Source organism: Nocardia sp. NPDC051052 (assembly GCF_044456045.1).
Taxonomy (GTDB): Bacteria; Actinomycetota; Actinomycetes; order Mycobacteriales; family Mycobacteriaceae; genus Nocardia.
The window spans coordinates 1,059,510-1,077,949 of record NZ_JBITFL010000001.1; the positions used below are offsets into that span (position 1 = coordinate 1,059,510).

21 protein-coding genes are annotated in these 18,440 nt (G+C 66.8%); 10 read left to right on the forward strand and 11 right to left on the reverse strand.

Annotated elements, in window-relative coordinates; all coding sequences use genetic code 11:
* Nucleotides 1–42 precede the first annotated feature (42 nt).
* Nucleotides 43–804, forward strand: a complete 762-nt coding sequence (locus ACIBCN_RS04755) for an ArsR/SmtB family transcription factor (RefSeq protein ID WP_396990086.1) — start codon at nucleotides 43–45, stop codon at nucleotides 802–804.
* Here the strand turns inward: ACIBCN_RS04755 and ACIBCN_RS04760 are convergent.
* Nucleotides 755–955, reverse strand: a complete 201-nt coding sequence (locus ACIBCN_RS04760) for a hypothetical protein (protein WP_396990087.1) — start codon at nucleotides 953–955, stop codon at nucleotides 755–757. The genes ACIBCN_RS04755 and ACIBCN_RS04760 overlap by 50 nt on opposite strands.
* Before the next feature lie 628 nt (nucleotides 956–1,583).
* A complete protein-coding gene (locus ACIBCN_RS04765; RefSeq protein ID WP_396990088.1) occupies nucleotides 1,584–2,120 on the reverse strand; it encodes a DinB family protein in 537 nt (178 codons plus the stop codon).
* Nucleotides 2,121–2,779: 659 nt separating this feature from the next.
* On the opposite strand from ACIBCN_RS04765, the gene ACIBCN_RS04770 reads away from it, so the two are divergent.
* Nucleotides 2,780–3,874 carry a lipase family protein gene (locus ACIBCN_RS04770; RefSeq protein ID WP_396990089.1) on the forward strand — a complete coding sequence of 365 codons (1,095 nt, stop codon included), beginning with the start codon at nucleotides 2,780–2,782 and terminating at the stop codon, nucleotides 3,872–3,874.
* Between the two features lie 75 nt (nucleotides 3,875–3,949).
* On the opposite strand, the gene ACIBCN_RS04775 is transcribed toward ACIBCN_RS04770, so the two are convergent.
* Complete coding sequence (locus ACIBCN_RS04775; protein WP_396990090.1) at nucleotides 3,950–4,291, reverse strand: EthD family reductase; 342 nt, start codon at nucleotides 4,289–4,291, stop codon at nucleotides 3,950–3,952.
* A 265-nt stretch (nucleotides 4,292–4,556) separates the two neighbouring features.
* Entirely contained in the window at nucleotides 4,557–5,636 is a 1,080-nt protein-coding gene (locus ACIBCN_RS04780; protein ID WP_396990091.1) for an FAD-dependent monooxygenase, read from the reverse strand.
* A 236-nt stretch (nucleotides 5,637–5,872) separates the two neighbouring features.
* Between ACIBCN_RS04780 and ACIBCN_RS04785 the strand changes: the two genes are divergently transcribed.
* The 3 genes from ACIBCN_RS04785 to ACIBCN_RS04795 are packed head-to-tail and all read left to right on the forward strand — an operon-like array spanning nucleotide 5,873 to nucleotide 7,181.
* A complete protein-coding gene (locus ACIBCN_RS04785; protein ID WP_396990092.1) occupies nucleotides 5,873–6,154 on the forward strand; it encodes a hypothetical protein in 282 nt (93 codons plus the stop codon).
* Nucleotides 6,154–6,546, forward strand: coding sequence for a PEP-utilizing enzyme (locus ACIBCN_RS04790; RefSeq protein ID WP_396990197.1), 393 nt, complete (start codon nucleotides 6,154–6,156; stop codon nucleotides 6,544–6,546). Before ACIBCN_RS04785 ends, ACIBCN_RS04790 begins: the two co-directional genes overlap by 1 nt.
* Entirely contained in the window at nucleotides 6,543–7,181 is a 639-nt protein-coding gene (locus tag ACIBCN_RS04795; protein ID WP_396990093.1) for a hypothetical protein, read from the forward strand. Before ACIBCN_RS04790 ends, ACIBCN_RS04795 begins: the two co-directional genes overlap by 4 nt.
* A 288-nt stretch (nucleotides 7,182–7,469) precedes the next feature.
* On the opposite strand, the gene ACIBCN_RS04800 is transcribed toward ACIBCN_RS04795, so the two are convergent.
* Complete coding sequence (locus ACIBCN_RS04800) at nucleotides 7,470–8,309, reverse strand: DUF4184 family protein (protein ID WP_396990094.1); 840 nt, start codon at nucleotides 8,307–8,309, stop codon at nucleotides 7,470–7,472.
* A gap of 123 nt (nucleotides 8,310–8,432) precedes the next feature.
* Between ACIBCN_RS04800 and ACIBCN_RS04805 the strand changes: the two genes are divergently transcribed.
* On the forward strand, nucleotides 8,433–9,470 hold the full coding sequence (locus ACIBCN_RS04805) for a class I SAM-dependent methyltransferase (protein ID WP_396990095.1): 1,038 nt from the start codon (nucleotides 8,433–8,435) through the stop codon (nucleotides 9,468–9,470).
* An 80-nt stretch (nucleotides 9,471–9,550) separates the two neighbouring features.
* On the opposite strand, the gene aat is transcribed toward ACIBCN_RS04805, so the two are convergent.
* The 3 genes from aat to ACIBCN_RS04820 form a co-directional block, all read right to left on the reverse strand.
* Nucleotides 9,551–10,297, reverse strand: coding sequence for a leucyl/phenylalanyl-tRNA--protein transferase (gene aat, locus ACIBCN_RS04810; protein WP_396990096.1), 747 nt, complete (start codon nucleotides 10,295–10,297; stop codon nucleotides 9,551–9,553).
* A 58-nt stretch (nucleotides 10,298–10,355) separates the two neighbouring features.
* Entirely contained in the window at nucleotides 10,356–10,673 is a 318-nt protein-coding gene (locus ACIBCN_RS04815) for a DUF222 domain-containing protein (protein WP_396990097.1), read from the reverse strand.
* Nucleotides 10,674–10,756: 83 nt separating this feature from the next.
* On the reverse strand, nucleotides 10,757–11,353 hold the full coding sequence (locus ACIBCN_RS04820) for a CGNR zinc finger domain-containing protein (protein WP_396990098.1): 597 nt from the start codon (nucleotides 11,351–11,353) through the stop codon (nucleotides 10,757–10,759).
* A 79-nt stretch (nucleotides 11,354–11,432) separates the two neighbouring features.
* Between ACIBCN_RS04820 and ACIBCN_RS04825 the strand changes: the two genes are divergently transcribed.
* From ACIBCN_RS04825 to ACIBCN_RS04835, 3 genes are all read left to right on the forward strand, one after another.
* Nucleotides 11,433–12,851: an MFS transporter gene (locus tag ACIBCN_RS04825; RefSeq protein WP_396990099.1), complete on the forward strand. Its 1,419-nt coding sequence runs from the start codon at nucleotides 11,433–11,435 to the stop codon at nucleotides 12,849–12,851.
* 76 nt (nucleotides 12,852–12,927) lie between these two features.
* Nucleotides 12,928–14,049 (forward strand): epoxide hydrolase family protein, encoded by a 1,122-nt coding sequence (locus ACIBCN_RS04830; protein ID WP_396990100.1) that lies wholly within the window; start codon nucleotides 12,928–12,930, stop codon nucleotides 14,047–14,049.
* A 153-nt stretch (nucleotides 14,050–14,202) separates the two neighbouring features.
* Complete coding sequence (locus ACIBCN_RS04835; protein WP_396990101.1) at nucleotides 14,203–14,841, forward strand: hypothetical protein; 639 nt, start codon at nucleotides 14,203–14,205, stop codon at nucleotides 14,839–14,841.
* Between the two features lie 12 nt (nucleotides 14,842–14,853).
* Here ACIBCN_RS04835 and ACIBCN_RS04840 read toward each other — a convergent pair whose 3' ends face one another.
* Nucleotides 14,854–15,708 carry an alpha/beta fold hydrolase gene (locus tag ACIBCN_RS04840; protein ID WP_396990102.1) on the reverse strand — a complete coding sequence of 285 codons (855 nt, stop codon included), beginning with the start codon at nucleotides 15,706–15,708 and terminating at the stop codon, nucleotides 14,854–14,856.
* 259 nt (nucleotides 15,709–15,967) lie between these two features.
* On the opposite strand from ACIBCN_RS04840, the gene ACIBCN_RS04845 reads away from it, so the two are divergent.
* Nucleotides 15,968–16,840: an LLM class F420-dependent oxidoreductase gene (locus ACIBCN_RS04845; protein ID WP_396990103.1), complete on the forward strand. Its 873-nt coding sequence runs from the start codon at nucleotides 15,968–15,970 to the stop codon at nucleotides 16,838–16,840.
* Between the two features lie 56 nt (nucleotides 16,841–16,896).
* Here ACIBCN_RS04845 and ACIBCN_RS04850 read toward each other — a convergent pair whose 3' ends face one another.
* Both ACIBCN_RS04850 and ACIBCN_RS04855 read right to left on the reverse strand, forming a co-directional pair.
* A complete protein-coding gene (locus ACIBCN_RS04850) occupies nucleotides 16,897–17,106 on the reverse strand; it encodes a ferredoxin (RefSeq protein WP_396990104.1) in 210 nt (69 codons plus the stop codon).
* The gene (locus ACIBCN_RS04855; RefSeq protein ID WP_396990105.1) at nucleotides 17,103–18,314 is read right to left on the reverse strand and encodes a cytochrome P450; all 1,212 of its coding nucleotides are present in this window, start codon (nucleotides 18,312–18,314) and stop codon (nucleotides 17,103–17,105) included. Before ACIBCN_RS04855 ends, ACIBCN_RS04850 begins: the two co-directional genes overlap by 4 nt.
* Nucleotides 18,315–18,440 lie beyond the last annotated feature (126 nt).

Sequence of the window (18,440 nt, forward strand, 5' to 3'; positions counted from 1 at the left end):
GTTTCGGTCGCCGCCGAAACGATCGCGCAGCATGATGGGATCGTGTCATCCAGAGGAGCCGACTTAGCAGGTCTGGCCGCGTTGCTCGCCGACCGCACTCGCGCCGACATGTGCCTCGCGCTGGTCGACGGCCGCGCGTGGACCGCGGGCGAGCTCGCCCGCCACACCGGCGTGGCCGCGTCGACCGCCACCGAACACCTCAACCGGCTGCTCGACGGCGGGCTGCTCGTCGAACGCCGCCAGGGCCGTCATCGCTACGTCCAGTTGGCGGGTCCGCACGTGGCCGAGCTGCTGGAGTCCATGGTCACCCACCTCGACCCGCCCCGCCCTGTCGTGACCAGCCTCCGAACCGCCACTGTCGCAGCGGTTTTGGCGCGGGGTCGCACCTGCTACGACCATCTGGCGGGTCGTCTCGGCGTGGCCATCGCCGACGCCATGACCGCCCGAGACCTGCTCGACCAGGATGGCGGATTCGCACTCACCGAGGCCGGGCTGGCGTGGTTGACCGGACCGTTGGGCGTCCAGCCGACCTCCTTGCGGGCCACTCGCCGCCCGCTCGCCCGCCCCTGTCTGGACTGGACCGAGCGCCGCACCCACCTGGGCGGTGCCGCGGGCGCACAGCTCTGCCGCCGCCTGCACGAACTCGACTGGATCGCCCGCGTCGGAACGGGCCGCGCCATCCGCGTCACCGCGAAGGGCGAATCCGGCTTGCACACTCTGCTCGGCATCGAACCGGCCGCACTCGAACTCGCCCCTACACCGCATCCCGCAACTGGCGAAGCTGATAGGCAACCCGCGAAATGACCCCCGCCAACATCCGAGCCCCCGATTCCAACCGTTCCAACAGCTCAACCAACTCGTCCTCGGTAGCCCGCGAAACATCGAGCCCACGCAGCCCGGCCACCGCCCGCTCCAGGGCGCTGACCTGCTCCTCAAAGGCTACGTTCGAACGCATGTTCTAATGATAGCGCAATCTCCTGCGCCACGATATGCGGCCGGGTCGCCAGGTTTGGCGTGGTAGCCGCCGAACGCCCGCTCGCTCAGCAGAAATCGGTGTCGCTGCCGACATACGTGCGGTGGCCGCACATGACCATCGAGATCGACCAGCCATGGATCGACCGAGCACTCGGGGCACTCGGCACCACGCGTCGCGTCGCGTCGCGGTCAGCATGCCCTACGCCGTCCTGGGACCAAGCATCGTGCCCGACACCCAACTGGTGTTGACGATCCCGGCTCAACTGGCTCACCACTTCGCCGACCGAGCCCGCACTCGGGTGCTCGACGTGCCGCCCGAACTGGGCGAGCTACAGTTCTACGCCGTCTGGCATCGTCGCCTCGACGAGGACCCATCCCACAGTTGGCTACGCGACGTCGTTCGCACCGCCGCTCCTCAAACGCCACCTCCGACATCCCAGCAGCATCTCGGTAAGGCTCAAACACGCCGTATGTGACAGCCAGGCCGCCGCACTCGGAACGGACGGACGGCGGCAATTGAGTGGGGCGGAGCTTGCATCGAACCTGCTCGTCGGGCCGGTGGTTGCGTGGCCGATCAGGGGCCGTCTTGGGCCCAAGGACCCGTCCAATCACGAAACCTGCTGCACACCGGCCGGTTTCCGCTCACCGAGCAACAGGCCGCGGAGGTAGGCGGCCTGACCGATGTGCTGCATGTCGTCGTTGAGGATGCTGACGAGCCGGCTCCCGAGCGAAACCGCGGGGTCCCAGCGCTCGTCCACGATCCGATCCAAATCCGCTGCGGTCAGCGGATCGATCCACGCCATGGCGCGCCGGTGCGTGGCGGTGAAGTAGTCGAGCAGCGCGCCGGTGTCCTGCGGCCGGACCTCGGCGATTTCCGCAGCGTCGTGTCCGAAGCCAGAGTTGGCTGGATCCGGCGCGAGACCAAACGTCTCCGCGAAATCACCGCTAGCCCACAGCTGCTCCTCGCCGAAGGACTCGCTGAGATGATCCAGCACTCGTGTCAGGTGCCAGACCAGCCAGCCGATAGTGTTCGCGCCATCCACCGGGGCCCATCGCAGTTGCTCCGGGGACAAGTCTTGAAGCGTGCCGGTCACCAGAGCCGGCAGCCGGTCGTAGGCCTCGATCAGCAGATCACGCGCGTGCAAGACGCAAATGTACCCGATCGGCAGGACGACCGACCAAACTACAACGCCCGTCGCCGATGTGACCCTCTGGTTCCAGGGACCATCGATCGAGTCTGCGCCGGCAAGGTCTGTGGGACACGACTTCTGTTGACGCAGACGGGTTTCGGCATCAACGACCGCCGCCAGGTTGACACGGCCACCCGCCGTTGGAAACCGTGGACGGCCCGCGACAGTTGAATACGCGATCTCACCATCCCGGAACCCTCAAACGGATAGTCCGACAGTCGAACACGCTCAACTCAGCAGTTGCGGACGTTCGAACGTCTAGGCCAGATAGAGGTAGCGACCAGTCAGCGACCTCGGCCGACGAACTACTCGTCGGGGCTTGACGATCTATAGGGCCATCGCGAAACACACGCGCCTGGAGCCGGTCCATGCCGCGCCGTGACGCTCGGTCGTCGTTGACACGGGCAAGGTGTATCCGTCACCGGGAAGAACGCGCGCGATGCAGCATGAGTGGACGTCGTGTGATGCGGGCTCTGATACCTTCGGCAGGGGTGACCTGATCACGGTGGCCGATGACTTGTGAATGTTACGGGGGGGGGGCGTTGAACGCAGCCGAAATGTGCTGTCGCCGTGTACGAATCCTTCTTGCCGCAGTTGTGGCGGTCGTGCTGCCGATGACCGGCACCGCGCTCGCGGCGGCTCAGCCGGCGGCGGCGCCGGGAACCGTGGTCGACTTCGCACCGCTGCGGGGTGCTGAGTTGATTTCGCACGCGGGCAGCGGTTTTCGGATCGTCTATCGGACCACCGGGCAGAGCGGGGAGCCGGAAATCAGTGGGGGCGTGGTCTATGTACCCGAGGGGAAGCCGCCGCAGGGTGGATGGCCAGTTGTGTCCTGGGGGCACGGTACCTCTGGGATGATCGAGGGCTGCACGCCGAGCCGGACCAATGGTCGCATCGGGCAAGTTGATCAGACGCCCGACCTGTCTCGGTTCCTGGGTGCCGGATATGCCGTTGCGGCAAGCGATTACATCGGGCTCGGCGCTCCGGGCTACCACGAATATCTGGGTGGCCGGGCTGCGGGGCATGCGGTGATCGATGTCGTCCGAGCCGGCCGTGCCCTCGTGCCCGAGCTGTCCGCCTCCTACGTCGCGTCCGGTCTTTCCCAGGGCGGGCTCGCGGCACTGTTCGCCGGATCGATGGCCACCGAGTACGCGCCGGACCTGAATCTGCGTGGTGTGCTGGCCTTTTCGCCCGCGTCGAACGTCGAGAGATTGCTCGAGCTGATGGGCCCGAACACCCCGGTGCTGCCGCTGGTCAACGGGATCATGGAGAACGGCGTGCTGGCTATCGCGGGTCTGGCGCACGCGCGCCCGGACGTGCCGATCGCCGACTTCCTCACCGAGAAGGGCCGCGCCGCCGTCCGGGCCGCCGAAACGACCCCGGAATGTGACCTGTCCACGGTCCAGCGCATGGTCCGTGGGCACCCGCCGGGTGAGTTGCTGGCGAAACCGTTGGTGGACCCCGCCTTCGAGGCCGCGTTCCGGGACTACCTCACTATCCCGGCGACCGGCTACCCCGCGCCGATCCGCATCGCTCAGGGCGTCCTCGACGACATCATGCCGTTGCCCGCCGCCATGCTGCTCGACCAGCAGCTCGACCAAGCGGGCACACCGGCGGACCTGCGGATCTACCCGACCGCGACCCACAACACCATCGTCCCGGTCGCCGGACAAGACGCGCTCGACTTTTTACACCAGACGCTGGGCTGAGGTCGCCGCCGCCACTTGGACGGACGGCTGGTGACTGCCGCATGACCGAGCCGGTCATGCGCGTAATGGGTGCGCTCAGACCTCGTCGAGTTGGAGGATCATGGCGCGGAAGGTCGCGAAGCGTGCCAGGTTCGCTGCGGCGTCCTCGGCGGTGCGGCGGCCGATCTCTGACCCGAGGGCGGCTTCTAACGCGGGCATGTCGTCCCAGTCCAGCATCACGACCATGTAGCACGGCTCGCCCATGACAGCCGCGGGGTTATCGCTGCGCGTGTAACGACGAAGGCCTGGATACTGTTTCGCCAACGGCACGTGCACTTCGGCGTAGTGACGTTCGAATGCCTGGACGTCGGAAGGAGTGTCGTACATTACGACGAACCGCGCCCGCTGCTCGGCGGTCGGGTCTACTGATGCGGTCATCGGTGGTCAGCCTTCCTTCTTTGTGGTGCGCACGAGGGAGATCGACTGAGCTGGCCACGTGGGCCGCGCGTCTCGTCATGTAGACCCCGGCCGCTACCAAAAGGAATCGGCTACCTCGAAGTGTCACAGCCAGCTCAGCGAACTCCGCATAGATGTCTATCGAGTTGTCATGTGCCAGAAGCAATGTAGGCAGCGAGGAAGTAATCGGGGTGGAGGTCGAGATTGGTTCGGGCACGGTCGCCCGTTCTTTCCAGTACTGAGCCGACTAGTTGTTGGCGCGTTGGATGGAGCGCCGGACCAGGCCGCGGATGCCGGGGAGCTGGATGGCGCGGAGCATCAGTTCGCCGGCCAGCACCTGTGCGCGTGACGGTGGGGCGAATCGGCTGATTCCCCTGCGGGCCAGCGCCTGTCGTTTCTGCACTTCCGGGCGCAACGCCGTCTCCCAGGTGTCGAGAGCGGCGGGAATGTCGGCGCCGTGTGCCGCTAGCGCGGCGCCGAGCCGGTCGGCACCGTCGAGGGCAAGGGCGGCACCGTAACCGGCGAATACCGTTACGCACCATGCTGCGTCGCCGAGCAGGACGACTCGGTCGTGACTCCAGCGGTCCATCACAATTTGGCCGACGGAGTCGAAGTAGGCGGTGTCGGGGTGCGACTGTAGTTGGCGGAGGGTGTCGGCAACACCACCTCTGAGATCCTCGAACGCTCGGGTGAGCGCGGGTGCGGCGCCGAGCGCAAGTTCGGCACCGGTGTCGGGGCAACGATAAGCGAAGAACGCCGAGGACCGTTCCGGTCCCAGGTTCATCACCGCGGCCGTGCGCCCGGGGCCGATAAAGGTGGCGCCGAGGCCTTCCGGTACGTGCTCGGGAGCTGATCCCAGCGGAAATGCGCCGACCATATGGCCCAGGTCCACGAAATAGTCGGGTTCGGCGCCGAATACGAGCTCGCGGACTCGGGAGTGCACGCCGTCGGCGCCGACGAGGAGTGTGGATCGCAGATGGGTGCCGTCACTGAGGGTGACCACGACTTCCCCGGAGGTCTGGACGACGGCCTGCACGGTGGTGCCGAAACGGATGTCGACGCGGTCGGCTACGGCCTCGTATAGCGCCGACTCCAAGTCGCCGCGGAATAAGCTCAGCGCCCGAGTGCCGACAGCGGCCTCGGTGACAGCGGCCGGAATCCTGAACTTCTCCCTGCCGTCCGCGTGCACGAGGACCGAGGTGAAGAAACCGATATCGCGCGGAGCCAGCGCCGGTACCAGCCCGAGCCGTTCGGCGGCGGCATATCCGGGTCCGTGCAGGTTCACCAGATAACCGCTACTGCGACGAGCCTGCGCGCGCTCGATCACGACGACGGCCCAACCTTGCTAATGCAACCGCAACGCGGTGGCCAAACCGGCGATACCGGCGCCTACGACCGTCACCCGCTTGCCCGGTGTCTCGGCGTGCTGATGCGCGGCGTTCTCGACAGCTTCCATGTGCGTCTCCTGGATCGACCTGTTGCCGACGAAAGTCGCCTACGAACTATCGCCGTGCCGTCAATTAGTAGTTGACGATCAATCAATCGTCAACCTATGGTTGACGCATGGTTCGACCGGTGCCACTACGCGATGTGATCGCAGCAATCGAGCGCGCCTACCCCGATGACAGCCTGGATCAACTGGCGGCGGCGGTGATTCTCGCTGCGCACTGGTCGCGGCTGGGCGATCAGCTGCTCGACAGTTGTGTGGCCGAGGCCCGGCACGCTGGCCTGTCCTGGGCGGAAATCGCGCCCCACCTCGGCGTCTCCAGACAGGCTGCGCAGCAACGATTCTCGGCGTACGTCGCAGAGTGGGATGTGGCTACGACGTTCGGAGCCGATTCGTGATGGTTTCGCGCGAGGTACCGATTGTCACCGGATCTTCGGCCAGTAGAGGTGTTGCCGTTGGTCCGGTCCGGCTGGTCTACGGCGTCGACGACTTCGGTGCGGTTCGGCCGGGCGACGTCATCGTCTGCCGCACGACCGATCCATCGTGGACAGTGCTTTTCGGCCATGCCGCCGCGGTGGTGACCGAAACCGGAGGAATCCTGTCCCACGCGGCAATTGTCGCCCGCGAGTACGGGATTCCGGCCGTGGTGGCAGCCAAGGGCGCGATGGCGGCCCTGGCGAATCATCGGACGATCTCGGTCGATGGGACCAATGGACGGGTTCATGCCGTTCGCTCGACCAGGCGTTGGCAGGCATGGCTGCTCGACAGAAAAGGGAAACGTTTCGGATGACGCATGTTTCAGGCAGTTCGTTGCTCACGTTGCACGCAATCCGCCTCGGCGGGTTTGCCGACACCAAGGCTGTGGCCGACAGGTACGGAATGCCGGTCGGTCTCGCCGAGTCGCATGTGCGGGACTTCCGGGAGCGCGGTTGGATCAGCCACTTCCGTTTCGGGACGGACGCGGGATGGTCACTCACCGAGAGCGGACGTGCGGAGAACGAGCGGCTGCTCGCCGACGAGTTATCGCGAGAGGGGGCAAAAGCGTTGGTGGAAGACGTCTATCGCGTGTTCCTCCCGCTCAACGCGCGGCTGGTCCGGGTCTGCACGGAGTGGCAGCTGACCATCCTGTCCGACGGCAGCATGCGGGACAACGACCACGGGGACGCCCACCGGGACCGGCAGATCCTGGCCGAACTACAGAGTCTCGCAGCGGAATTGGTCCCGTTGACGCGACAACTCACCGAACGCCTCGCCCGATTCTCCGGTTACGACACCCGTTTCGCCGAAGCCGTCACGCTCGCAGCGGACCATCCCGAGATGGTTGCCGGCATCGAACACGATTCTGCCCACCGAGTTTGGTTCGAACTGCACGAAGACCTGATCGCCACGCTCGGCATCGATAGGACACTCACCTTCGGCCCCTGAGTCGGTTTGCCCGGCCCACCGGATCGGGTGGGCCGCCGGCGCCGGCGATCGAAGCCCGCAACGGTATCGGTCGACGTATCGCGCACCGGCTGGTCACGAGGGAGGGACCGTGGTCGACGTGTCGGCGATGACTACCGCTGCGCGGCAACAGGTTCAGCGTTGCTGCCGACGATCGATGTTCCGGAGGCGTTGGTGGCCAACCGATCAGCGGCTGGCCACCGTCCGCTCGGAACGTGCGGGTCGCGGCACGCATCGTGTCGGCGACCGGCATCAGTGGGTCCCGAAATCTCAGCGCCTCGGCATGTCGCCTTCGGCATCGCGAACGCCGAGGTCTGAATCGCTGGCGTCGGCGTTGCGGGAACCGCCATTACCCAGGCGCGTCGACGCGGCGCCTGCCAGCAACGCCAGCGCCGCCACGTAGAGCAGCCGAACGCCGAGCACGAACGGCTGAAATGCCAAGGGCATCAGCGGAATCAACGCCAAAATCAACGCGGTGACCAGTCCGGCCGACAGCCAGAACCGCCTCGGTGCGCGCCGGACGGCCGGTGGATCACCGTGCCAGGCTCGCAGCAGCCCGCGTCGGCCGATGTAATAGAACAACCCGACCACGAGTATCGCGCCGCCCAGGGTGGATGTCTGCTGCAGTAGGTACCACCAGGGCTTGCCGAACGGACCCAGCTGCAACAGCACGGGAAATCGGGCTACTCCCCAGCCATGCCCGCCGGCCGGATCATGGGTGAACCCGTCCCAGAAGATATGCGTCAACGCACCGATCAGTATCGAGTAAACCGTGACATACCACCGATATCGCACGCCACCGAGCACGCCATAGGCGGGCAGATCGAACGCTCCGAGCCGTGGCAGGTGGGCGGCAATCTGCGCGGCGCCCCAACGGATCACCGCCGTTGCGATGATTCCCATGGGCAGGCACCACCACAGCAACGCCGGTAGTGCGTGCGTCTCCGGCATCGAAAAGAACCCTGCCACCGGATAGGAGGCGTCGGGCACCGCGGAGCCGACCACCAACGCGACACCATCCAGATGGCGAGGCCACCGGATTTTCAACGGGAGCACTGCCAACGCATGTGATGGAAAAGTAAGCGGCACGGGCAAGTGTATCCGCGGCACTGAACCAACCCACCGTCTCGGCTACAGGTCTGTCGAGTCCGACGCCGACAAGGCCGACGACAACGAGTTCAGCACGATCGAACCGACCGACGGTCTCCGACAGTTTCTGGCATTCTGGCCGCCATGGATACGGACGCCTTGTCTCAGCGGTTGTTCCAAAACGTCACGGCTGCACTCGAGATGTACGCCGTGTACTTGGGCGAGCGCCTCGGTTACTACCGGGCGCTCGCCGACGGCGGCCCGATGACCTCCGCTGAACTCGCCTCAGCCACCGGAACGGCGGAGCGCTACACACGTGAATGGCTCGAGCATCACGCGACTGCCGGGTTGCTCGAGGTGGACGGCGACCAGCGGTTCACGCTGCCGCCCTCGCATATTCCGGTGCTGGCCGACCGGGAAAGCGTGCTGTTCGACACGCAGCACAGCATCAATCTTGTCCGCGTCGGCCGTCGGATGGCCGACCTCGCGCAGGCGTATCGGACCGGTGACGCGCCGCCGCCGATTCCGTGGGAACCCGAAGGCCGGGCCGAGTCGAACCGGGCGCTCTATCTCAATCTCCTTGGTAGGCAATGGCTGCCCGCGATTCCGGAGATCCACGAGCGACTCTCGTCGGGCCCGGCCAGGGCCTGCGACATTGCCTGCGGTCTCGGCTGGTCGAGCATCGCGATGGCGCTGGCATATCCGGAACTGACCGTCGACGGCCTGGATCTGGATGCGATGGCTATTTCCGCCGCGCAGCAGAATGCCGCGGCCGCAGGTGTGCACGACCGGGTGACCTTCTCCGCGATGGACGCCGCCGACTTGGCCGGCACCGAGAAGTACGACCTCGTCACCATCATCGAGGCGTTGCATGACATGACCCACCCGGTCGCCGCCTTGATCGCTGCCCGGAAGTTGTTGGCGGCGAACGGATCTGTCTTGGTCGCCGATCTGTGGACGGAAGAAGAACTCACGGCTCCCGGTTCCGTGCGAGAACAGCAGGAGTACGGGTGGAGCTTGACCGTCTGCCTGCCCGGCGCCATGGGTGATCAGACCTCGGCGGCGACCGGAGCCGTAATGCGCCCGGCCACATTACGGAAGTACGCGCTCGAGGCAGGATTCACCACCGTGACGATTCACCCGATCGACAACGACAAGTTCCGGTTCTACGAACTGACCTGAACCCGCTGGCCCATGTGCGGACGTTACCCACCCGCGTGGCCGCCGATCCAACCGTGCACTGAAAGGTGCACGACGGGGACCTATCGCTCTCGCGCCGGTAAGTGGTTGGGGGAGTTGGGGACCGGAATTTCGAACTGCCAGGGGCCGGAGAGGCCGGGGCGGGCGGCGGCCTTGGTGTGCAAGTGCAGGTAGTCCGCACGGGAGAGGTCGATGGCCCCGAGGGAGGTGAGGTGGCTGGAGGTGACCTGGCAGTCGATGAGGGCGAAGTCCCAGGCGGCCAGTTGGGCGCAGAGCCAATACAGCGCGACCTTGGAGGTGTCACGGGCGCGGGAGAACATGGACTCGCCCGCGAAGGAACGGCCGCATGCGACGCCGTAGAGGCCGCCGACAAGGTCGCCGTCGCGCCATACCTCTACCGAGTGCGCCTGACCGAGGTGGTGCAGCCGCAGGTAGGCCGCCTGCATGTCGGAGCCGATCCAGGTCCCGGTCTCCTTGTCGCGCGGTCCAGCGCAATTCGACATCACATCGGCGAAGGCGCGATCCATGGTCACCACGTAGTCGGCATTGGCGACAGATCGGCGATGGGACTTGGTCACCCGCAGGTTGGTCGGCACCAGAATGCTGCGCGGGTCCGGGCAGTACCAGTGGATCGTTTCACCGGGGCTGTACCAGGGAAAGATGCCCGCGGAATAGGCGCTCAACAGTCGCTCTGGTGACAGATCCCCGCCGAGAGCGACCAGTCCGGACGGATCCGCGAGCTCGACAGAGGGGAAAGGCTGGTCTGGATCGACCAGATACATCCGCATCAGGTCGGCAGCGTCGGTCACCGGACAGACATTACCGATCTGAGCGAAGAGCCTCAGGCTGCGACGACGGGACTCGGCGTCAGCTCGCGGCAGCCAGCACCCGCCACATCTTTCTGGCACGCGGGCGGACCTGCGGAGCCGCGTATTCGATTCGCCGGCGCGCTTCGTGAGCACTGATCCGCAACAGGTCGGTCAATAGCTCCACGGTGTCCCGATAGCCGGTGTCGGTGGCAAGGCCACGCCGCTCGGCTTCGGCGACGGCCGCGCGCATGGCAGCATCCAGTCGCTTCCGGCGGCGTTCGGTTTCGACGAGGGTGCGCAGCAAGTCGGCATCGGCCAGTTCCGGCCATCCTGAGGTTCGAGCATCCGGCGCCAGCGCGGTCGAATGTATGTTCACCCGAGCGAGCCTACCTCACGCATAGAACATATGTTCGATTAACTCGCCCTATTGGGCGTTCCAGATGGGTCACGTGCCGATGCTCAAGGTGTGCTGTGCCGACTCCGGTAGGCCGCGACGCTGGCCCGATGCGCGCAGGGTCGGGTGCAGTACTGCTTCGAGCCGTTGCGAGAGAGGTCTACGAACGTGGCCCGGCATCTCGGCCCGGCGCACACGCCGAGACGGGCAGGGCCGAGCGTGGCGATCACGGCGGCCAGTGCGCCGAGGGTGGTCACGGCCAGGTGTGCTGCGCAGCGGTCGGTGTCGGAGGTGACCTCGGTCCACCACCGATCATGATCGTGGCGTAGCGCCGGGGTGGCGCGGTTGCGGAGCAGCCCTTCGTTGATCAGCGCGGCGGCTCCCACCGGGTCGGTGCCCGCTCGTTCGAGCACGGCACGCACCGTCTCGCGCACCGCGCGGACCTCCATGAGGTCGTCGTGCGTCAGACGCCGCCACCGACCGGCTCCTCGGTCGGCAGTAGAACTCCCAGGCTCGGGCCGCCCGGTCGGCGAATGGTTCGCCAGGAAGTCCCGGAGCTGCTCCACGGTCTGGAGGGTGTCCTCTCCCTTGACCGGCCGCAGGGTGTTGGCGAGATCGACGGCCGCCTCGACCGCCGATGAGCTGTAACACGCATCAAGCATTTGACGTGTCTCCTTGCCGTCTTTAGTGTGACACTCATAGTACCGTTTACATGTCACATCAGAGTGGGTGGAGATGACCATGGCGCAGACGATCCCGTCTGGAGGGACTCTCGGCGCGGGCTCCGCCCCCGTCCTGGACGGTCGCCGGTTGGGGCTGTCCCTGGGGCTGCTGGTGTTACCCATGTACGCGGCACTGGGAGCACCGGCGGTGGCGCTGCCTGCCATCGGTCGCGCGCTCGCGGTGCCGTTCGGTGCCACGGCATGGATTCTCGCCGGATGGTCGCTGACCTCCGCGCTGGCCATGCCGGTCGCGGGTCGGCTGATGGCCCGGTGGGGCACGGTGCGAGTACTCGTCGCCGGGGTTGTACTCCTCGTCGTGGGCTCCACGGTCGCGGCGGCCGGCCCGACACTGCCGGTCGTGATCGCCGGTCGGCTGATCGGTGGCGCCGGAGCGGGTGCGACCGTGATCGCGGTCTTCGCCGCAGCCACCGCCCTACCCGGGCGGGAACGGAGCCGCGCGCTGGGAATCATCGCGGCCGCCATGGCGACGGCGTCGGCGTGCGGGACCCTGCTGGGCGGGGCGGTCACCGCGTGGCTTGGCTGGCGTGTCGTGCTCGCGATCCCGACCCTGGCGCTGCCCCTCCTGCTGGCCGCATGGGCGGGCATGCGCACGTTTCCGCGGATCGGTCGCGGTGCGCGGGACGGCTCGGCCGGGCGACTCGACATCATCGGCGCGGCCGCGCTGTCGGTACTGGCCGGCTCGCTGATCACGGTGCTGCAAGCACATTCGGTCGGCCTGCCCGCACCGGTCACCCTCGTCGTGGTCGCCGCCGGTGCGCTCGCCGGCGTGGGACTGTGCTGGCGCGTGCGGCGCACACCCGACGGGTTCGTGCCCCGGCGGGTGATCGCGGCACGCGGCCTCCCGGCGGCCGGACTCATCGGCGGGGCTGTCTTCGCCGGGTACTACGGAGTGCTGTTCCTCGCTCCATCTTTGATCGAGCAGGCCACGGGCGGTGGCCCCCTCGAAGCGGGCGCGCTGCTGGTTCCGGCCGCCGCCTTCTCGGTGTTGGCCGGGCGGCTGGCCGGCGCGGTGACCAGTCGGTTCACCGCATGGCAGGCGTCGGCCGGTGTCGCGGCACTTACTACGGTGGGCGTAGGTGTGGTCGCGGTCTTCCACGGGCCGGTCCCGGTCATCCTCGGCGCGGCGCTGACCGCGGGCGGGTTCGCCGGCGCTCAGGTCGTGCTGGTGGGCCTCGCGCCGGAACTGGTCGCCTCGGGGGACCGCGACACCGCGCAGGGTCTGCTCAACTTCATGATCAACCTGGGAGGCGGCATCGGTCCGGCCGCCGTCGCGGGCCTGTCCGGCATCGTGTCGATGCCGGTGGCCCTGGCCATGCTCGCGGCGCTGCCCCTGGCTGGACTCGCCCTCAGCCTGATCCGTCGCCCCGGCGTCGGTCGCCGACCCGAACCCGCCGACACGCGTGCGAGCCCGCGATGACAATCCACACCCGAGGGCCGGTCGACGGCTTCACGCCGACCCACCTCTGATCCTGCCGAGAGAAAGGAAGCCCGCTATGGCCGCCGAGCCGTTCGAGGTCAGCATCACCAATGACGAGATCGCGGACCTGCGTGACCGGTTGCGCCGGACGCGGTGGCCCGAGCCCGAGCCGGTGGACGACTGGTCACAAGGCGTGCCGCTGGCGTATGCGAAGGAACTGTGCCGTTCCTGGGCCGAGGACTACGACTTCGGGTTCGCGCAACGGGTAAACGTTTTCCCGCAGTACCGCGACACAATCGATGGGCTGGGCATTCACTTCCTGCACATCCGTTCACCGGAGCCGGACGCGTTTCCGCTGGTGCTCACGCACGGGTGGCCCGGTTCGGTGCTGGAGTTCCTGGAGGTCATCGGCCCGCTGACCGACCCGCGCGCGTACGGCGGGGACCCGTCCGACGCGTTCCATGTGGTCGCGCCATCACTGCCCGGGTACGGCTGGAGTGACAAACCGTCGACGACCGGGTGGGGCGTCACTCGCATCGCGCGCGCCTGGGACGCGTTGATGGTCTCGCTGGGTTATCAGCGGTACGGCGCGCAGGGCGGCGACTGGGGTTCGGCGGTGTCCGGCGCGCTGGGCGAGGTCGCGCCCGACCGGGTCGCCGGCGTGCACCTGAACCTGGGGTCCGTGGCACTGGGCAAGTTCGACGACCCGACGCCCGCGGAACTGGCGAACCTCGAGGCCGAGAAGGAGTTCGCGCGCACCGGCCGCGGGTATTCGGCTCAGCAGGCCACCCGCCCGCAGACCCTCGGTTACGGCCTCACCGACTCCCCGGCGGGCCAGGCCGCCTGGATCGCCGAGAAGTTCTGGGCTTGGACGGACCACAACGGCAATCCCGAGGACGCGGTGCCGCGGCGAAAGATCCTCGATGAGATCTCCGTCTACTGGTTCACCGCGTCGGCCACGTCCTCGGCACGCCTGTATTGGGAGAGCTTCGCCCACTTCCGGGACAAGGTCACCGCGCCCTCCGGACTCTCGATCTACCCGCGTGATATCACCCGCCCGTCACGGCGGGAGGCCGAACTGCGGTTCACCGACCTGCGCTGGTTCGCCGAACTACCGCAAGGCGGCCACTTCGCCGCCCTGGAGCAACCGGAGTCGCTGATCGAGCAGGTGCGCGGATTCTTCCGCCTCGTCCGCTGAGCGAGCCTGCCCGTAGCCCGGGTAGGACGTTCGGGTGGTCGGCGTGGCGCGGGAATCGCAGCATCGACCACGCGGTCGAGCAGGGTGCGAAAGTCGAGGGCATGCCCGATAACCCTTGGCCCCGATCGAACCGGCCCGTCTAGCCTCACACCGGTGCAGCTCGAGATCAGCGTCCACCGCGCACGGCTGGGCCGGGACGAATACCGGGTGATCCGGCCTGCCCGCCCGGTCACGGGTGCTGTGCTGACCGACAGCAATCCCTGGTACAGCTTCGAATTGAACGCGGAGGCGGCTTTCCAGGTCACCGGCCTGTGGCTGCTGGCGGCCCGATCCCGGCGCAGTCTCGTGCATATTCCGTTGCGCGGCAACCAGCCACCGGACCCCGATTCCTCGACCCAGTGTGGTGAGCTCGATCTGGTGCTGGGCCATTCGCACGGTGGTTTCGCGCCGAGTCGATGGAAAGCGCTGCGCCGCAGCCTCGATCGCGGGCGGTCCCAGACGGTGACCTGGAACCCCGATGACGTGCTGACCTGGGAGGAGGTGCACCGCGACAACGCCGAGTGGCGCTGGCGGCGGCCCGCCGGGGATCGGTTGCACGAGCAAGTGCAGGCGCACACGCTGATCTTGCTCGGCACCGCGGGCAACTTCTTGCACACCGCCCGCTACATCCTGGACCTGGCGCTGTGGCAGCCCGATCCCAACCGCTTGGACTACCACTCCGCGACCCTGCATCCCTCCGACGGCCAGCTGGATCGGCGCGGCCAGGGGATCTACCTCCTCCGGTGGAGCTGAGGCCGGCATTGCCTACCGCTGCAGGAACTCGATGCTGATGCGTTCGAATTTCTGCTTGGCTTCCACGAATACCCAGTGCCCGCAGTTCGACAGCACGTGCAGTTCGGCGTCGGGGATCAGCCGTAGCGGGATCTGGGCCATGTCCAGCGGGCATTGGCGGTCGTCGGCGCCCCAGACCAGCAATGTCGGGCACTGCACCTTGTGCAACATCGACCAGTAGGGCGGGACCTTCGACTGGGCCTCCGAATGTTGCTGCAGGGCAGCGGCTTGCGATCCGTACATGGCCTGGAGCGTTTGCAGTGCGGCGGGTTGAATGGCGGCCTGCCAGCGTTCCGCGATCAGGTCGTCGGTAACCCACTTCGGATCGAACACCATGCAGTTCAACCATCGGATCAGTGCCTCGCGACTGGGATTGTCGGCGAATTCCCGCAATAGTCGCGTCCCCTCGCTCGGCCCCGGGCTGAAGATGTTCGTCCCGATGCCGCCGACGGTCACCAGCTTGCCGACCCGAGCTGGGTGAGCGAGCGCCACCATGGCGCCGACCACGCCGCCCATCGAATTTCCGATCATGGCAGCGGATTCCACGGCGAGGGCATCCATGAACCGCACCACCGAATCGACGGCAGTCAGTACCGGGTGCGCCCCGGGGACCGGGTCGCTCGCCCCGAACCCAGGGAACTCGAGGATGTAGCAGTGGAAATGCTCGGCTAGGCCTGACAGGTTGCCACCGAAGTTCCGCCAGCCATTCACGCCGATTCCAGAGCCGTGCAACAGGATCAACGGCGGCCCGTCACCCGCCTCGTGATAGCGCAGCACCCCTTTGCCGGTCCGGACAGTCTGCACAGTGTTCTCGTATGTCACATCCACCTCAACAGACTAGAACGTGTTGCAGTTCCCTGCGGGCCGCTCGCAGGGCAGGAATCAGTTGTCCGTCAGCTGCTTTCGAAACTCTTGCCGCCAATGGGGGTCCTGACGGGTGCCCACGACCGAGCCCTCATCACATCCACCTATGACATCGATGCCCTGCTCCGGGCTTGACCCGGCCGGACCGGCACGGTGTGAACTGTTGGCTGCTCCGACGTTTGGTGGCAAAGCGCAGAGCGTGCGGAGCAGGTAGGAATGAGGCATGGCTGAATTTCGCTTCGGTGTCAATATGGGGTTGCCGGGTCCGCGTTCCGAGTGGGTGGACAAGGCTCGGCGCGCGGAAACGCTCGGTTACGACGTTCTCGCGGTACCGGATCATCTCGGGATGCCTGCCCCGTTGCCGACGTTGTTGCTGGCGGCGGAGGCCACCGAGCGAATTCGGTTGGCTACCTTCGTGTTGAACACGCCGTTCTACAATCCGGTGCTGCTGGCCCGTGACGTTGCCGCGTTGGATCAGTTCAGTGGCGGCAGGGTCGAGCTGGGGCTGGGAGCGGGTTACGTCAAGGACGAATTCGACGCCGCCGGTATACCGTTCCCCAGCGCGGGGGCCCGCATCGATCACGTCGAGCAGACCGTGCTCACCTTGCGCAAGCTCTACTCCGACCCGGAGTACCAGCCGGCGCCGGCACGGCCGGAGGGGCCGCCGGTGCTGATCGCCGGAACGGGGAACCGGTTGCTGCGCATGGCCACTCAGCACGCCGATGTGGTGGGCCTGCCCGGAGCCGCCGTAACGAAATCCGGTCTGCTGACCGCCGCGAGCGCAGACGAGGTCGCCGAACGCGCCGAGTACGTGCGCGGCTTGCTCGGTGAGCGGCGCGATCGGGTCGAACTCAACCTCTTGATATGGGCGGTGGCCACCCCGGAAGAGCGTGACACCCTGGGCGACCGGGTGCGCCATTCCCTGCCCGGATTCACCGACGACCAGATCGGCGCCGCGCCCGCGGTCATGGTGGGCACGACACAGGAGATCGCCGACAACGTGCGTGCCTGCCGAGAGCGTTACGGCATCACGTATTTCACGGTGCTGGAACCGGATCTGGAGAGATTCGCGCCAGTCATCGAACTACTGAAGTAGCGGCCCATCCCGAGCTCGACTGCGCCGGAACGACTCCGGCGAGGTCGAGCCAACCGCTAGTCGATGTCGAGTGCTCTGGCCGGGCAAGAATCCAGTGCCTCGCGCACGGCCGAGTGCTGCCGCCGCGGTTGCGGGTCGAGCAACAGCACTGTGCCGTCGTCGTCTTGATCGAAGATGTCCGGCGCGATGAGGGCGCACATGCCCGAGCCGACGCACCGTTCGCGATCCGCGGAGATTCGCATCTCGTTGTCTCCTTCGATGGTCACCAGGTGACGGGTAGTTCGTGGACGCCGTAGATGTTCATGTCGGTGCGGAGCTTCACGTCGTCGGCGGGGATGGCGAGTGCGAGGGTCGGGAAGCGACGCACGAGTCCGGCGAAACCGGCGCGCATTTCGATGCGGGCCAGCTGCTGGCCGAGGCAGGTGTGGATGCCGTGGCCGAAGGACAGGTGACCGCGGGCCTTGCGGTGCAGGTCCAGGGTGTCGGGGTGGTCGAAGCGCTGCGGGTCGTGGTTGGCGGCCAGCAGGGAGACGACGACGGTTGATCCCTCGGCGATGGTTTCGCCGCCGAGTTCGAGATCTTCGGTGGCATAGCGATAAAAGATGTCGGCCACCGACAGGTAGCGCAGGAGCTCCTCGACGGCGTCGGGCATCAGCGCGAGGTCGGCGCGCAGTTCGGCCAGCTGCTCGGGGTGTTCCAGCAGCGCGAAGGTGCCGAGCGCCAACATGTTCGCGGTGGTCTCGTGGCCCGCGAGCAGCAGCAGGAAGGCTATGCCGACGAGTTCTTCGATGCTGAGGTCGTCGTTGCGGGCCAGGTCGGAGAGGATGTCGTCGCCGGGTTCGGCGCGTTTGCGGGTGACGAGTTCGGCGAGGTAGCCGGTCATCGCGCCGTAGGCGGCCATCTTCTCGTCGAGCGACTGCTCCCTGACCAGGAACTGGGCGGAATTGACCTGGAAGGTCGCCCGGTCCGCGTAGGGCACGCCGAGCATTTCGCAGATCACCAGCGAGGGCACCGGCAGCGTGAACTCCTTGACCAGGTCGACCGGCGGGGTCAGGCGCGCCATCTCGTCCAGTTGCCGCTCGGTGACCTCGATGATGTGTTCTTCGAGCTGCCGCATGCGCCGGACGGTGAAGGTGCCGGTGAGCAGGCGCCGCAGCCGGGTGTGGTCCGGCGGGTCCATGGCGATGAACAAGCCGGGGATCTGCGGTGACGGCTCGGTGACGGGCGGCATGTCGGAGATGTCCTCCAGGGTGTGCAGGATGCCGATGTCTTGGCGGGAGCTGAACCGGGTGTCGGCCATGAGCTGGCGGACCGCGTCGTAGCCGGTGACGATCCAGCCCTGGTGACCGTCGGGGAAGACGATCGGGCTGACCGGGCGAGCCTCGCGCAGCCGGGTGAGCTGGCTGGGCGGGTCGAACGGACTGGCGTCACGTTCGGTGGGCAGTCCGTGCGGGATGGGCACTGTATGCGTCATCAAATTCCTTTCGTGGCTGTTGCGAAAACATTCGCCGACCGCCCTGACACGCGGCTGTCACGGCCCTGACACCGGTGACGTGTTGCGTCCCGTCAGCGCCCGGCAGGCGCTCGATCGCCCATGGCA

Bases quoted from the DNA above. Each gene is read 5' to 3' on its own strand.
- ACIBCN_RS04760 (WP_396990087.1), bottom strand. From the start codon at position 955: ATGCGTTCGAACGTAGCCTTTGAGGAGCAGGTCAGCGCCCTGGAGCGG.
- ACIBCN_RS04770 (WP_396990089.1), top strand. From the start codon at position 2,780: ATGACCGGCACCGCGCTCGCGGCGGCTCAGCCGGCGGCGGCGCCGGGA.
- ACIBCN_RS04775 (WP_396990090.1), bottom strand. From the start codon at position 4,291: ATGACCGCATCAGTAGACCCGACCGCCGAGCAGCGGGCGCGGTTCGTC.
- ACIBCN_RS04785 (WP_396990092.1), top strand. From the start codon at position 5,873: ATGGTTCGACCGGTGCCACTACGCGATGTGATCGCAGCAATCGAGCGC.
- ACIBCN_RS04790 (WP_396990197.1), top strand. From the start codon at position 6,154: ATGGTTTCGCGCGAGGTACCGATTGTCACCGGATCTTCGGCCAGTAGA.
- ACIBCN_RS04795 (WP_396990093.1), top strand. From the start codon at position 6,543: ATGACGCATGTTTCAGGCAGTTCGTTGCTCACGTTGCACGCAATCCGC.
- ACIBCN_RS04805 (WP_396990095.1), top strand. From the start codon at position 8,433: ATGGATACGGACGCCTTGTCTCAGCGGTTGTTCCAAAACGTCACGGCT.
- ACIBCN_RS04820 (WP_396990098.1), bottom strand. From the start codon at position 11,353: ATGCTTGATGCGTGTTACAGCTCATCGGCGGTCGAGGCGGCCGTCGAT.
- ACIBCN_RS04825 (WP_396990099.1), top strand. From the start codon at position 11,433: ATGGCGCAGACGATCCCGTCTGGAGGGACTCTCGGCGCGGGCTCCGCC.
- ACIBCN_RS04830 (WP_396990100.1), top strand. From the start codon at position 12,928: ATGGCCGCCGAGCCGTTCGAGGTCAGCATCACCAATGACGAGATCGCG.
- ACIBCN_RS04845 (WP_396990103.1), top strand. From the start codon at position 15,968: ATGGCTGAATTTCGCTTCGGTGTCAATATGGGGTTGCCGGGTCCGCGT.
- ACIBCN_RS04855 (WP_396990105.1), bottom strand. From the start codon at position 18,314: ATGACGCATACAGTGCCCATCCCGCACGGACTGCCCACCGAACGTGAC.